This is a genomic window from Fusibacter fontis (assembly GCF_055378735.1).
This window is the reverse complement of record NZ_AP042445.1, coordinates 3,271,899-3,286,380: the sequence shown is the minus strand read 5'-3', so window position 1 is coordinate 3,286,380 and position 14,482 is coordinate 3,271,899. Positions and strand designations below refer to the sequence as shown.

Sequence of the window (14,482 nt, the reverse complement as noted above, 5' to 3'; positions counted from 1 at the left end):
TATTTATGATTTCTCGTTTAAAAGAGGTTCGATTATGATTATAAATAAAGTCATCGGCATCGTCCATGAAGAACAGCTTAAGAAGTACCCTTCTTTAAAAGTCTTCATGAATGATCTTAAAAAAACACTAAATCAAGAAGCAATCCCCTTTTATTACTTCGGAGAATCGGACGTATGGATAAATGAGTCAAGATGTGATTCTTACAATCATCGTAATTTACTCATTCTACCAGCAGAGGACTATCTTCGTATTTTTAGTGACACCGATGAGGGCTCTCATAAACCTTTATCCATTCACGATTTTAACATTCTTTACACGTTTGTGTATTCGAACTCAAATCTAGTTGATGTGGTTGAAAAGTCTCTGAAAATGGGTGCTGATGATTATCTAGATTTAAACGCATGTCCAATTTTGAATTGTCTGCGTGTAAAACATACACTTTCGAAAATCAATACTCATACAAGTTCTCGAGACCAAAACACATCCTATGATTATTTTCAAATAGATCCATTTTCAAAGCAAATTATTTTTAAGCAACAGTTACTCGATTTAACACAATCCGAGTACTGTCTTTTTTATACCTTAGCGAAAAATCCTCATCGCGTATTTCCGATGGAGTATTTGTTTCAGATGATCTCAGGTCAAAAGAGTTGTGGCGACTACAATGCACTTATGACACAGATCAGTCGATTGCGAAAAAAACTGACACAAGTGGATGATTCTCACGCATATATTGTCAATGTTAGAAATCAAGGGTATCAGTTTAGACCCAAAGAGTCTCTGAAATAAAAGGCGTTCCCTTACTATGAAGGAACGCCTTTTGTTTATTTAACGACGATGTTGAAAATTTTTCCTGGAACAAAGATTTCTTTCACAACGGTTTTTCCATCGATGAAGATTTTAATTTTATCATCTGCCATTGCAAGTGCTTTCGCTTCTTCAGCAGTAGCATCGATTGGAAGTTGGATCAGACCTCTTACTTTACCATTAATCTGAACGGCCATTTCGATGACATCATCGACGATTTTATTCGGATCGTATTTCGGCCATGCTTGATCGATAATCATGCCTTCAAAGCCTAGTTGTTGCCATAGCTCTTCAGTCACATGGGGTGCCACTGGATTGAGAAGCGTTAAAAGTGTTTTATACTCTGCTTTATTCACTGTTCCCACGCGTTTAAAATCATTGATCAATCCCATCATGGCAGCGATAGCTGTGTTAAATTTCAGAGTTTCATAGTCTTCAGACACTTTTTTGATGGTTTTATTCATGAGCACTTCAAGCTCTTTTGAATACGCGTTTCCTTCAACGATTTCATCTGAAAGATTCCAAACTCTGTCTAAAAATCTTCGACAACCTTTAACGCTGTTTTCAGACCACGGTACACTTTTTTCGAAGTCTCCGATGAACATTTCGTACATTCTGAGCGTATCGGCGCCAAACTCTTCGATAATGTCATCAGGATTTACGACATTGCCCCTTGATTTAGACATTTTTTCGTTATTTTCACCCATGATCATCCCATGAGAGGTTCTTTTGTTATACGGTTCTTTCGTGTTCACCACACCAATATCAAATAAGAATTTGTGCCAGAATCTAGAGTAAAGTAAGTGAAGGGTTGTATGCTCCATTCCGCCATTGTACCAATCTACAGGCATCCAGTATTCAAGAGCTTCTTTACTTGCAAGCGCTTGATCGTTGTGTGGATCACAGTATCTCAAGAAGTACCAGCTCGACCCTGCCCATTGTGGCATCGTATCTGTTTCACGGTGAGCGTGTCCACCGCACTTAGGACATGTCGTGCTGATCCAATCTGTCATAGCCGCTAGTGGTGATTCGCCATTATCTGTTGGTTCATAACTTTCTACTTCTGGTAATGTTAATGGCAATTCTGATTCAGGTAACGTCACCCAACCACATGTTGGGCAGCTTACGAGTGGAATTGGTTCTCCCCAATAACGTTGTCTTGAAAATACCCAGTCTCTCAATTTGAAGTTGACTTTTCTCGTACCGATTCCTTGATCTTCTAAGAATTTCGCTATAGTTTCTTTTGCTTCAGCGACTCTCAATCCGTTGATAACTGGTGAATTCACCAATACGCCATCTTCAGTATCTGTAAAGGCTTCTAACTCAACATTTCCACCAGCAACAACTTCTCGAATTGGCAAATTAAATGCTTTTGCAAATTCCCAGTCTCTTGTATCATGACCAGGAACAGCCATGATCGCACCGGTTCCATAACTCATTAAAACATAATCTGAAACAAACACTGGAATTTCCTCTTTTGAAGCAGGATTGATTACTTTTAAACCTTGGATCATTACACCCGTTTTTTCTTTATTCATTTCTGTTCTTTCAAAGTCAGATTTTAACTTAGCTGAATTGCGGTACTCAAGTAGTTCAGCGTAATTTTCAATCAAATCTTTTCTTTCCTCAATCATAGGGTGTTCTGGACTTACAACCATGTAAGTCACGCCGTAAATGGTATCAGGCCGTGTGGTAAATACGCGAAGCTTATCTCCAGCAGTAGTTGAAAAATCAACTTCCATTCCGATGGATTTTCCAATCCAGTTCTTCTGTTGTGCTTTAACGCGTTCAATATAATCAAGATCATCTAAATCACTAATTAAACGATCCGCATATTCTGTAATTTTAAGCATCCATTGTGATTTTGCACGTTTGACAACTTGACCACCACAACGTTCACATGCGCCACCAACAACTTCTTCATTTGCAAGACCTACCTTACATGAAGTACACCAGTTGATATCCATTTCTTTTTTATAAGCCAATCCATTTTCAAAAAGTTTGATAAAAATCCATTGTGTCCACTTAAAATAATGGGGGTCTGTCGTATTAATCTCTCTTGACCAATCAAACGACATCCCTAGACTTTTAAGTTGTTCTTTAAATCGCTTGACGTTGTTTTCAGTGACAATTGCTGGATGGATTTTGTTTTTAATCGCAAAATTTTCAGTTGGTAAACCAAATGCATCCCAACCCATGGTATATAAAACATTATATCCTTCTAATCTTCTCTTTCTTGCAACGATATCAAGCGCTGTATAAGGTCTTGGATGACCTACATGCAATCCTTGTCCTGATGGATATGGAAACTCCACTAGTGGAAAATACTTTGGCTTTGAATAATCATTACTCGCTTTAAAAGCTTCTTTGTCATCCCATATTTCTTGCCATTTTTTTTCTATGACTTTGTGTTCGTACTCTCTCATACTCTATCCCCTTTCAAAAAATAAAAGGACCCTTCGTTTAGAGACGAAGGGCCCGCGTTACCACTCTATTTGATTGCGACTGCAATCCACTCAATGCTGTAACGGCGCAAACCGGCTGAAGCTCATGTCGTCATCTCTCAATGAAATAACACTTACATCAACAGCTCCAAGATGAGTTCAAGTCATTCAATCTCCGCTTTTCACCAACCAGCGGTTCTCTATGCATTGTATCTACTCTACTACTTCTTTTCATAGCTATTTTATTATCATTGAGAGTATTATAATACAGCAAATGGCGTTTTTCAAGAAATGTTTTCAAATTGACTATAGATGTTCTCAAAACAACTTATAACTTTGTATTTTTCACTTCTTCTTTCCATCTATCAAATGATGAATTCATATCCAGTTTATCTTTATTGCCATATTTTTCAACGTACTCTATGATTTTATTTTCATCTAGTCTTGAGGCATCTAACAAAACCATTTGATTTAAACCTTCGCCCATGAAAGTAACTGGATCCATTTCTTCATATTCTTCATCAATTCCATTGAGAATGGTGATTCCGATATTTTCACCGCCATTTCGAAATGGTACGACTTCAAATCCTTTTGATTGTAATGCGTTTTCTAAATTTTCCATTCCTGTTTGGATTGCAATTTTCATAAGTCCATCCTCCTTTTGATTCTTGTAATAATCAAACTAGAATAATATATTTTTCTAAACTTATTTATTGATTACCCCTTTTTTCTAAAATAACACCTCTTTTACCTTTATTCACCGCTTTTTGTACTTTTCGATCTGTTTTAGTTTCCATCACAATACTCAAGTCATAATCTTCAGGATATAAATCCTTAGAATCAATGTATGGAGCGACGCGCTTAACATTGACTTTCACTCGATTTCCCATGATTAAGAGTGTCATTTCACCTTTTTTATTCTCCGTTTCACAAACAGTCCCTTGTCTTTTCATGGTTTTGACATATACAACATCTCCCACTTTATATTGACTTTTAGGAGCAGGTGCATACTTCGATTTCGACAGCTCCGAAGACATGGATACGAGTTCCTGAGTGGTTTGCTTTATGGATTCTGACGCTTCATTTACAAGCTGCAAACTGTCAGCAAGCTGCAAATTGTCAGCAAGCTGCACTTCGTCAGCAAGCTGCATACCGTCAGCAAGCTGCACACTGTCAGCAAGCTGCATACCGTCACTATCGGCACCTTCCACCATAAGATTAGGCTGCATTTGTCCTTTGTTCGCCACTTCATAGGCACGTTTAACGAGCGTTTCTGGCAAACCAATTCGACTTGCAATATTAATTGCATTGCTATTACCACTCGTTCCCACTTCTAATTGATAGAGGGGTTTGAGTGTTTTCAAGTCAAAGCCCATACTTCCATTGATAAAATCTGGATGTTCTGTGGCAAATCGCTTAATTTCATTGTAATGTGTCGATGTCAATGTGAATCCTAATTTTGCATTCATTGCTTCAAGTACTGCAATGCCAATTCCTGTACCTTCTGAAGGGTCAGTACCTGAACCGATCTCGTCAAAAATAGATAACGAATTTTCAGTGGATTCCTCTAGAATCTGTATAATGTTGGTAATATGTGATGAAAACGTACTTAAATTTTGCTGAAGGCTTTGTCCATCGCCAATATCGCATAGTATTTTGTCTAAAATTGGGAGCGTTGTGCCTCTTTCACATGGGATGTGTAGCCCTGCTTGTGTCATCAAACAAAGGAGCGCGATTGTTTTCATGGTGACGGTTTTTCCACCTGTATTTGGCCCTGTAATCACTAAATTACGCTGCTTTTGAGTGAGTTTCACCGACATTGGCACGGCATCACGTCCCAACAAAGGATGTCGCCCTTCTATGATGTGAATGATTTTATTTGTATTAACAACACAAGGAACCGCTTCATAACGGCGAGATAGCTTTGCTTTTGCGAAGATAAAATCATAATGGGACATGATTTCAAAATTCAAATGTAGAGATGGATAATTATCCGCTATGCTATTTGTCAACTCTGAAATAATTCGATACACTTCATTTTCTTCATCAATTCTGAGCTGCGAAAGTTCATCTGATAGCTTCTTGATCGCAACTGGTTCAACGAAAAACGTTCCACCACTACGCGAACGATCGAGTACCATGCCATCGATAGTTTTTTTATGTTCGCTTTTAACAGGAATCACATATCGTCCATTTCTTTGACTCACTACATGATCCGCCAAAACGTTGGCATATTTAGAATTTACCAAGTAATCATTTATTTTTGTCTTAATCCGATCTTCTGCAATTTCAATTTTCTTTCGTATTTTTGAGAGTGCCGTCGATGCATTATCATCTACTCTTCCATATGTGACGCTTCTCACAATTTCGCTATAAAGCGTTTCAAGAGAAACAATACTCAGGGCATAATTTGCCACTTTTTCAGAGACATGCACTTTGTCTAACATAAATTTCTTAATGCGATTTGCATCTTTAATAAAATTTCCCATTGTTTCAATTTCAGCGACTCTTAAGACTTCATGTCTTGGAAGCTTATCGATAATCGTCTTGATGCCCTGCAAGCTATGAATTGGAACGCTGCTTGCATCATCTAAAATTTTACGGGCTTCTGTTGTTTCCTCAAGATGCCTTTGAATGAGGAAATAGTCCGTGTAAATTGGCAGTTGGTCGATGGTTTGTTTAACCTCATCTGATACGGCACATTCTTTTAGCGCTTCCTTGATCTGGTCAAAATCAAGACGCTGAATAGATGCTTTGATAATTTCATTCATTTTCATCGTACCGGTTATTTTCATCGTACCATTTGTTATATCATTATTTTGTTGATTCATTTTCATTTTCTCCTTATACCAGTTTTATAGTTTTACGTGTGTCTGGTATAGAACCATGTGAAATTATAAATGGGAATTATAAATAGGAACAATCCATACTTACAAAAAACAAAAACAACAGACCCACTGTCTGTTGTTTAATCGCTCAGCAATTTATCGTATATAAACACAGTGTTCTAAACCAAACTAGAATTTTTCGTACAACAATTAAGCCAATTAAGGCCCCTGTACAAAAAACTCATCTTAAGTTATGCGTTTAGAACGACTCCACTCATATTATACCTCCATTTAGATAGTTTCCCTATCTACTCGCAGTATAGTCTAATTTTGTAGTTGAGTCAATATTCCTTTTATCAATGTAATCCATTTGTTATAATTGAAAGAGATGGAATAAGAAACACAATACGCATCTGATAAGTTCATACATGAAAATATACATCTACAGAGCGTTCATCAATAAGGAGTCTACTATGGGAAAAACAGTATGGAGACCAGGAACGATGGTTTATCCAGCACCTGCCGTTATGGTTACTTGCGGCACAATGGAACATCCAAATATTATCACGATTGCATGGACCGGAACCGTTTGTTCTGACCCTGCAATGACATATATCTCAGTTAGAAAAGAACGCTATTCTTACGATTTAATCAAAGAAAGCGGCGAATTTGTCATCAATTTGACCACAGAGGCACTTGTTAAAGCGACCGATTATTGTGGTGTTAAATCCGGTCGGGATGTCGATAAATTTAAAGAAATGGGGTTAACGGCTATTTCAGGCACTTACACTCAAGTTCCACTTATAAAAGAATGTCCAGTGAGCATTGAATGTCAAGTAACCCAAGTGATAGAACTCGGTTCTCACGACATGTTTCTTGCAAAAGTTTTAGGTGTGACGATTGAAGATGATTACCTTGAAGGAACCGGTAAATTCCGATTAGATCAAGCAAATCCCATTGCTTACTTGCATGGTGGGTATTATACATTAGGAAAACAACTCGGAACTTTTGGTTACTCTATCATGAAAAAGAAAACTCAAAAAAAGCGAAGTCAAGTGTCTAAGAGAAAGAAGGATCTCCATGTTTAAGCGACAAACTGCTTACATCGACATTGTAGCAGAAGCAAAGAATTACAAAAGAATTCTAAATACTATCGACAAAGCAGGTCCGCAACTCGAGTCTATTACGCACCTTTCATTCACTCTTGAGCGCCCTAATTTTGTTTATGATCTATTAATCATCGACTACCACTTGTTAAAAAGCGCTTCTGAAGAGGCACATTTTTCCATGGAGGCACTCAAATCTTCTTATCGGTATATGATTGTCATCAATGTGCCAGTGGAAAACGACATCTATGAATGGCTTTACGAAAATGGGATTCAATTTTATTTAAGAGACAATTATTTCAACGCTGAATTTGATGCTGTCTTTGACTTATTTTTAAAAGCTCTCAATCACTCAAATCGCATACAACTTTTGGACAGTATTATCGACAGCGCACAAAATTCGATTGTCATTACCAATAAAAAAGGCTATATCGAATACGCGAATCCCTATTTCGTGAATCTGACCGAATACGAAACAGAGGATCTCCTTGCAAATTCACCCAATATAATTAAATCCGGACAGCATCCATCTGAATTTTATCAAAATCTTTGGGACACCATTTCATCTGGGAAGGTATGGGAAGGTACCTTTATCAACACGTCGAAAAATCGACATCTTTTTTACGAGGAAGCTACCATTACACCCATCCTTAACTCTCACAACCAGATTGAAAAGTATCTCAAAATCGGAAAAAATATAACGCGAGAAAAAATGCTTTTGGAATCTCTTTCACACGATGTTCAAATTGCCAAACGCGTTCTTAAAACTTTTCTACCTCACTCTTTTAAGCATTCAGATTTTCATTTTGAGTATTCACTGTCAGAATACAATGAAATAGGTGGCGATTTTGTCTATTTTGCCCGTGGTCGAGCAAACAAATTCAATTTTATGCTCATAGACGTCATTGGTCACGGTGTATCTTCAGCACTCATTGCACTTGTTGTTACTCAGCTTTTTGATGCACACATCAGTTATCTCACGTTAAAAGATGCCGTGTTTGAAATCAACAACAATCTTTGCGCATTAAACGATACAGACGAAGAAGATGGCAAGTACGTCACCGGTATATTTATTGAAATTGACATCGCGCTTCATACAATCCAAATCATCAACGCAGGACATCCACCTCTTTTAATCGAGAATCACGACAAATCCATACTGACCATCGAGTCTTCCAACATGATGCTTGGGGTACTCAATCAGCAAATTTTTACATCGCAAACTAAGTCTTATCCTGATATCAAAAAAATAATCGCATTTACAGATGGTCTCTATGAAAATCACAACCTAGATATCAACAAGGCTGTTCCTCATATTTCTCATCAAATAAATGCGATTGAAAATAGTCGCGATGTGCTCAATTTGTTTCAATCAAACAATCCCATGATTGATGATGAAACAGTTTGCATCTTCACTTTTAATTGCCAATAAACACGTCTTACACAATATTCACGTTCTTCATGAGATCGTGAATATTTTTATGTGTATCAATCAAATCGCTAATGGATTGATCAAAATTTAAACGATATATAATTCTCGCCATGAGTTCTGACATATCTACTTCTGCAAACCAAGGTGATTGTCTTGCTGCCTCAGGGACGTAAGATAAATTCGTCGTATAGAGCCTGTCAATCAAGCCCTCTTCATAAAATCGATTAAACTTTTCAACACCCTCTGTAAACAACGCGTACGTCGTAGCAACAAAGATTCGGTTTGCCTGGCGTTTTTTGAGTTCAATTGCGATGTCAAAAACAGATTCTCCAGACGCCAACATATCATCTACAATCAAGATATTGCAATCCTTTACATCTCTACCAATGTACTCATGTTGTACAATTGGATTTTTTCCTTTAACAACTTTACTATGATCGCGCCTTTTGTAAAAGAGACCTATATCCCAACCAAGAACACCATTGTAATAGACCGCACGATCCATTGCACCTGTATCCGGACTGATTAACAACATCTTTGATGGATCTTTAAAAAGCTCCGTTTCATCTGTCATAAATCGTTTAACAATATCAAGAGTTGGATACATGTTTTCAAATGAAATGAGTGGCACTGCATTTTGAATGGTCGGATCGTGTGCATCAAATGTCAAAATGTCGTTTACACCTAATTTTTCAAGTTCTTGAAGGGCCATTGCACAATCAAGAGATTCTCTTCCTTTTCTACTATGTTGGCGCGATGCATAAAGTAGTGGCATCATCAAAGTAATTCTTCTAGCCTTTCCTGCCATAGCAGAAAGTACACGCTTGATATCTTGCAAATGATCATCTGGACTTTTTCGATTCTCGTATCCATACATCGTATAGGAGACATTATAATTTCCAATGTCCGTGACAATATAAATATCTTTTCCTCTCACAGACTCCTCTAGAAATATTTTTCCCTCACCATTTGAAAATCGGATTTCCTTTTTCTTGATGATAAACGTATCTGGTATTAAACATTCATCCTCTACACAGTTACGTCGCATCTCAATCAAGTGATCATCAATGTATTTTCCAACGGTTTCACAGTTGTCCATGATAATTAATCCCAGTTCGCCAAATGGTGCATTTTTTTCAAAATCCTCTTTTCTCATTTTACCCTCCGTCAAACGAGTTTCTTCATACTCTATATTACCCAATGATGACAGTTTTATCCAGTGTTAAAATGATAATTTCATATTTTCATAAACAAGCTATAATGAATATAGGAGGTATATTATGAAACTGAATCAACTCATTGTAATTGGAATCTTATTCATGCTTTCTCTCATCTTATGTTCATGTAGTTCTAATCCTTCAACTCCCGTTGAAGATTCAACCGAGGCATCTACAGAGGCAACTACTGAGGAAATGACCGAGACGTCTACCGAGGCGTCTACCGAAGAATCTGCTGCAGTTCCATTAACACTTCTTGAAACTGCCACAGCTGTAACCAAGGCAATCGCATCATCTGATTATACAACTCTCGACACTTATGTTCACACAGAAAAAGGGCTATCATTTTCACCTTATGCTTATATTATTCCTGATGAAGACCAGCACTTTGATCAAGGTCAACTCTCTATTTTAGAAGAATCTGACCCAGTTTATACTTGGGGTGACTATGATGGTTCTGGCGAACCCATGGTATTGGACGCACCAGAATATATTCAAACTTTCGTTTGGAATGCCGACTATCTCAACGCCCCACTCATCGGCCAAAATCAAAAAATCGGTTCCGGAAATACATTATTTAACGTTTTGGATGTTTATCCCACTGCTTCTTATGTTGAATTTCACTTTCCGGGTTTCGACGAAACATATGAAGGGATGGACTGGAGCAGTTTGATTTTAGTCTTCGAACAAGTGGATGGCGATTGGAAATTATTTTACATCGTTCATGATCAATGGACAATATAAATGGAGTTACTGCAATCTAACACAGATTTGCAGTAACTCCATTTTTTAAGGAGAAGCTAATTCATTTTACTTTTCAACATCTACGTTAAAGATAAAATAGTAAGTTCCAACGTAAGGCATAATTTGGAATGTTTTATCTTCTGCTAACAATCTTGGAATTTCAGAAGTTGGCATATCATCTAAGATATCGAGTTCGTTTGCTTCATAAGCTGTTAAACCAGTTGATTGATCTACGATCATCATTGCTTCGATTTTTGTCAACTTAGTATCAGCTGCTTTCCAGTAGTTTTTATTTGGAACAAGTATAATTCTATCACCAGTTTTGTATTCTGATAATACAAATGGTCCATTTGATACAGTCATAGCTGGATCAGATGCCCAACCTTCTGGATTTTTCTCTACAACATCTTGTCTTACAGGCATAAATGTATAGAAAGTAGTTAAATCAAGGAAGTAAGGTGTTGGTGAGTTTAAAGTCACTTCAAATGTTTTATCATCAACTGCTTTGATCATAACATCTTCAATTTTACCAGTACCTTCATAGTACTCTTGAGCACCTTTAATGTAGAACATTTGGAAACCATATTCAGATGCAACAGCTGGATCGAGCGCACGTTTCCAAGCATATTCGAAATCTTGTGCTTTCACTGGTTGACCATCTGACCATTTAGCATCTCTCAATGTAAATGTGTAAACCAAACCATCGTCAGATACTTTGTAACTTTCAGCCATAGCTGGTTTAACGCCTTCATCATCTTTTCTCATCAAACCTTCAAATGTGTTGTTGATAATGTGACCACCATCTACAGCACTGTTAAGAGCTGGGTCAATTGTTTTAGGCTCAGAACCTAAATTCCATTGTAATGTACCATCATCAGTTGTTGTATTTCCAAAGTACCAGTGGCCCAATGTTGATAAATACCAACCTTTAACATGTTCTTTAACCATGATTGGGTTTGTGTAGTAGTAAATTGGTAATATAATCAAATCATCCATCATCATTTTCTCTGCGTCATATAAAAGTTGATCTCTTTCTGCGCCAGAAGCCAATTTTGATTTTTCAATCATATCATCATAAGCTTTTACTTTCCAGTGTGCATCATTGTTACCTGAATAAGATAACCATAAATCCAAGAATGTCATTGGATCTTCGTAGTCACCAATCCAACCAGCACGTGCTACAGAGAAGTTTCCTTGATGTCTTGTATCTTGGAATACTGCCCATTCTTGGTTAGAAATTTCTACGTTGATATTAAGATTTTTCTTCCACATTTCTTGAACAGCTTCACAAATTGCTTTGTGGCTTTCACTTGTATTATAGATCAGTGTTAAAGTTGGGAAGTTTTCGCCATTTGGGAATCCCGCTTCAGCTAATAATCTTTGTGCTTCCTCAACACCTGAACTATCTGCAGGTATGCCAAAGTCCCCAGCAGTTTCTCTAAAATCTGCTCCAGTAGAATCTTTTAATCCAGGAGGTACAAAACCAGATGCTGGTAATTGTCCTGCTCTTGCAACTTGTTCACAAATCAAAGTTCTGTCAATTGCAAGTGTCAATGCTCTTCTAACTTCATAGATTTTTACCACTTCTTCAGCAGTATATGTCTTAGGTGCTGCAGTTGTACCTTCAGTGGTTGCAACTGTCTCTTCTTCTGTCTCAGTTTTCTTGCTACAAGCAGTAAACGAGAACACTAACATAAATACTAACAACAATGCTAACAATTTTTTCATTAATCAAAAACCCCCTTTAATTATGATTGTCTGGTTTATACTTAAAACGCCTTAGCGTCAAGTAACAAAAAATAAATTATTCATCACACTACAAATATTTATCCAATATTTTTCAGAATATTCAATTATTTTAGAAATTCTATAAAAATGTTTCTTACTTAGAACGATTCAGATGACAAGCAGAAAAATGATTAGGCGAAACCTCAATAAATTCAGGTTCTTGCTCTTTACAAATTTCCATTGCATACTGACATCTCGTTCTAAAACGGCATCCAGTTGGTGGATTGATCGGAGATGGAACATCCCCTTGCAAAACAATTCGCTGCGATTCACTGGTTACGTCCGGATCCGGTATTGGAATTGCAGATAAAAGCGCTTGAGTATACGGGTGAACCGGATTGTCATAAAGCTCATCCGAGCTAGCAAGTTCCACCATTTTACCCAAATACATAACTCCAATTCGATCCGATATGTGTTTCACCATCGACAAATCATGTGCAATAAATAAATATGTTAACCCCATTTCCTTTTGTAAATCTTGTAGCATGTTGACTACTTGTGCTTGTATCGACACGTCAAGTGCTGATATAGGCTCATCACAGATGATAAAATCAGGACTTACAGCAAGCGCGCGCGCTATGCCAATTCTTTGCCGTTGCCCACCAGAAAATTCATGAGGGTAGCGATTGGCGTGATCTTTGCTTAATCCAACCTTTTCAAGCAATTCATATATAATTCTTTGTCTTTCCTCACCTTGTGCCAATTTATGGATATCAAGCGCTTCACCAATAATATCTCCAACGGTCATCCTAGAGTTCAGAGAAGCATAGGGGTCTTGAAAAATCATCTGCATTCTTTTCCTATAAGGTCTCATTTCCTTTTGACTTAATTGACTCAAATCCGTTCCATCGAAGATCACTTCGCCTTCTGTTACATCATAGAGCCGAATGACGGTTCTGCCAGTTGTTGATTTTCCACAGCCGGATTCACCCACAAGTCCTAGGGTTTCGCCTCTTAGGATTTTGAAGCTCACACCATCAACCGCTTGAACAGTTACGACATTCTGTCCTAAAATTCCATGCTTACTTACAAAGTGCTTTTTGAGATTCTTCACTTCGAGCAGCACATCATTTTGATTTAATTGTTTAGACATGTTGATCCCCCTTTGTAAAGACTTTGCTGAAATGCTCATTTGCTGGAGCGTCTTCATGTAAACGCCAACACATAGATCGATGTCCTGGACCTGCGCTAAAATAAGGTGGTTGTTGTTCTTTACAAATTTTCATTGCGTAATCACACCGAGCATAAAACGGACATCCCGAAGGAGGTTTCACCAAGTCAGGTGGTGTTCCATCAATTGGAATCAATCGTTCTTTATCTTTCTTGTGTAATTTCGGAATAGATTTTAAAAGTCCCATAGTATATGGATGTTTAGGATCGTAAAACACTTGTCTTGCTGTGCCTTCTTCCATGATCAGCCCGCCATACATCACGATAATTCTTGAGCATAAATCTGCCACAACGCCCAAATCGTGCGTTATGAGAATGATCGAAGTATTAATTTTCTCTTTTAAATCTTTCATAAGTTCCAGAATTTGCGCCTGAATCGTCACGTCCAGCGCTGTGGTCGGTTCATCTGCAATTAAAAGTTTCGGTTCACAAGAAAGTGCGATAGCGATCATCGCTCTTTGTCTCATACCACCACTAAACTCGTGAGGATAATTATTCAGTCGTTTAGCAGGCGATGGTATACCAACAAGTTCTAGCATTTTAATGGCTTTTTGTCTTGCTTGCGCATGCGTAACATGTTGATGTTCTAATATTGCTTCTATGATTTGATTCCCTATTGTATAAACTGGATTGAGCGAAGTCATCGGATCTTGAAAAATCATTGCGATATCATTACCTCTTACGCGACGCATCTCTTTTTCACTTTTGTTCACCAGATTCGTCCCTTCAAACAATATTTCACCATCAATAATTTTTCCAGGAAACTGCAGCAACTTCATAAGCGACATAGAGGTGACGCTTTTACCACTGCCAGATTCTCCTACAATACCAAGCGCTTCTCCTGCATTTAATCCAAAACTCACACCGCGAACTGCCTGTACTTCACCTACATGTGTAAAAAACGATGTTTTTAAATTGTTGACTTGTAATAATTTATCTGCCATT

Annotated in this window: 11 protein-coding genes and 1 other annotated feature; of the genes, 4 read left to right on the top strand and 7 right to left on the bottom strand. The window is 37.6% G+C overall.

Annotation, left to right across the window (positions count from 1 at the left end; genetic code table 11):
• Positions 1 to 34 precede the first annotated feature (34 nt).
• The gene (locus tag ACZ41W_RS14890) at positions 35 to 790 is read left to right on the top strand and encodes a winged helix-turn-helix domain-containing protein (protein ID WP_464312785.1); all 756 of its coding nucleotides are present in this window, start codon (positions 35 to 37) and stop codon (positions 788 to 790) included.
• Between the two features lie 35 nt (positions 791 to 825).
• Here the strand turns inward: ACZ41W_RS14890 and leuS are convergent, their stop codons facing one another.
• The 3 genes from leuS to ACZ41W_RS14875 form a co-directional block, all read right to left on the bottom strand.
• The gene (gene leuS / locus ACZ41W_RS14885; protein ID WP_464312784.1) at positions 826 to 3,234 is read right to left on the bottom strand and encodes a leucine--tRNA ligase; all 2,409 of its coding nucleotides are present in this window, start codon (positions 3,232 to 3,234) and stop codon (positions 826 to 828) included.
• A gap of 36 nt (positions 3,235 to 3,270) precedes the next feature.
• Positions 3,271 to 3,496: a binding site (T-box leader), on the bottom strand.
• A gap of 84 nt (positions 3,497 to 3,580) precedes the next feature.
• Positions 3,581 to 3,898 carry a YkuS family protein gene (locus ACZ41W_RS14880; RefSeq protein ID WP_464312783.1) on the bottom strand — a complete coding sequence of 106 codons (318 nt, stop codon included), beginning with the start codon at positions 3,896 to 3,898 and terminating at the stop codon, positions 3,581 to 3,583.
• Between the two features lie 64 nt (positions 3,899 to 3,962).
• Positions 3,963 to 6,083 carry an endonuclease MutS2 gene (locus tag ACZ41W_RS14875; RefSeq protein ID WP_464312782.1) on the bottom strand — a complete coding sequence of 707 codons (2,121 nt, stop codon included), beginning with the start codon at positions 6,081 to 6,083 and terminating at the stop codon, positions 3,963 to 3,965.
• 470 nt (positions 6,084 to 6,553) lie between these two features.
• Between ACZ41W_RS14875 and ACZ41W_RS14870 the strand changes: the two genes are divergently transcribed.
• A complete protein-coding gene (locus ACZ41W_RS14870) occupies positions 6,554 to 7,168 on the top strand; it encodes a flavin reductase family protein (RefSeq protein WP_464312781.1) in 615 nt (204 codons plus the stop codon).
• On the top strand, positions 7,161 to 8,618 hold the full coding sequence (locus ACZ41W_RS14865; RefSeq protein ID WP_464312780.1) for a SpoIIE family protein phosphatase: 1,458 nt from the start codon (positions 7,161 to 7,163) through the stop codon (positions 8,616 to 8,618). Before ACZ41W_RS14870 ends, ACZ41W_RS14865 begins: the two co-directional genes overlap by 8 nt.
• A 7-nt stretch (positions 8,619 to 8,625) precedes the next feature.
• Here the strand turns inward: ACZ41W_RS14865 and ACZ41W_RS14860 are convergent, their stop codons facing one another.
• Positions 8,626 to 9,774, bottom strand: coding sequence for a ribose-phosphate pyrophosphokinase (locus ACZ41W_RS14860; protein ID WP_464312779.1), 1,149 nt, complete (start codon positions 9,772 to 9,774; stop codon positions 8,626 to 8,628).
• A 124-nt stretch (positions 9,775 to 9,898) separates the two neighbouring features.
• On the opposite strand from ACZ41W_RS14860, the gene ACZ41W_RS14855 reads away from it, so the two are divergent.
• Positions 9,899 to 10,579 carry a hypothetical protein gene (locus ACZ41W_RS14855; protein WP_464312778.1) on the top strand — a complete coding sequence of 227 codons (681 nt, stop codon included), beginning with the start codon at positions 9,899 to 9,901 and terminating at the stop codon, positions 10,577 to 10,579.
• A gap of 66 nt (positions 10,580 to 10,645) precedes the next feature.
• Here the strand turns inward: ACZ41W_RS14855 and ACZ41W_RS14850 are convergent, their stop codons facing one another.
• The 3 genes from ACZ41W_RS14850 to ACZ41W_RS14840 all read right to left on the bottom strand — a co-directional run bounded on the left by ACZ41W_RS14850 (position 10,646) and on the right by ACZ41W_RS14840 (position 14,481).
• Positions 10,646 to 12,307, bottom strand: coding sequence for a peptide ABC transporter substrate-binding protein (locus tag ACZ41W_RS14850; RefSeq protein WP_464312777.1), 1,662 nt, complete (start codon positions 12,305 to 12,307; stop codon positions 10,646 to 10,648).
• Positions 12,308 to 12,461: 154 nt separating this feature from the next.
• On the bottom strand, positions 12,462 to 13,460 hold the full coding sequence (locus ACZ41W_RS14845) for an ABC transporter ATP-binding protein (protein WP_464312776.1): 999 nt from the start codon (positions 13,458 to 13,460) through the stop codon (positions 12,462 to 12,464).
• Entirely contained in the window at positions 13,453 to 14,481 is a 1,029-nt protein-coding gene (locus tag ACZ41W_RS14840) for an ABC transporter ATP-binding protein (RefSeq protein WP_464312775.1), read from the bottom strand. The genes ACZ41W_RS14845 and ACZ41W_RS14840 overlap by 8 nt, the downstream gene beginning before the upstream one ends.
• Between the last annotated feature and the right edge of the window lies 1 nt (position 14,482).

Excerpts from the sequence above, each read along its gene's own strand:
- ACZ41W_RS14890 (WP_464312785.1), top strand. The coding sequence starts at position 35 with ATGATTATAAATAAAGTCATCGGCATCGTCCATGAAGAACAGCTTAAG.
- leuS (WP_464312784.1), bottom strand. The coding sequence starts at position 3,234 with ATGAGAGAGTACGAACACAAAGTCATAGAAAAAAAATGGCAAGAAATA.
- ACZ41W_RS14880 (WP_464312783.1), bottom strand. The coding sequence starts at position 3,898 with ATGAAAATTGCAATCCAAACAGGAATGGAAAATTTAGAAAACGCATTA.
- ACZ41W_RS14875 (WP_464312782.1), bottom strand. The coding sequence starts at position 6,083 with ATGAATCAACAAAATAATGATATAACAAATGGTACGATGAAAATAACC.
- ACZ41W_RS14870 (WP_464312781.1), top strand. The coding sequence starts at position 6,554 with ATGGGAAAAACAGTATGGAGACCAGGAACGATGGTTTATCCAGCACCT.
- ACZ41W_RS14865 (WP_464312780.1), top strand. The coding sequence starts at position 7,161 with ATGTTTAAGCGACAAACTGCTTACATCGACATTGTAGCAGAAGCAAAG.
- ACZ41W_RS14860 (WP_464312779.1), bottom strand. The coding sequence starts at position 9,774 with ATGAGAAAAGAGGATTTTGAAAAAAATGCACCATTTGGCGAACTGGGA.
- ACZ41W_RS14855 (WP_464312778.1), top strand. The coding sequence starts at position 9,899 with ATGAAACTGAATCAACTCATTGTAATTGGAATCTTATTCATGCTTTCT.
- ACZ41W_RS14850 (WP_464312777.1), bottom strand. The coding sequence starts at position 12,307 with ATGAAAAAATTGTTAGCATTGTTGTTAGTATTTATGTTAGTGTTCTCG.
- ACZ41W_RS14845 (WP_464312776.1), bottom strand. The coding sequence starts at position 13,460 with ATGTCTAAACAATTAAATCAAAATGATGTGCTGCTCGAAGTGAAGAAT.
- ACZ41W_RS14840 (WP_464312775.1), bottom strand. The coding sequence starts at position 14,481 with ATGGCAGATAAATTATTACAAGTCAACAATTTAAAAACATCGTTTTTT.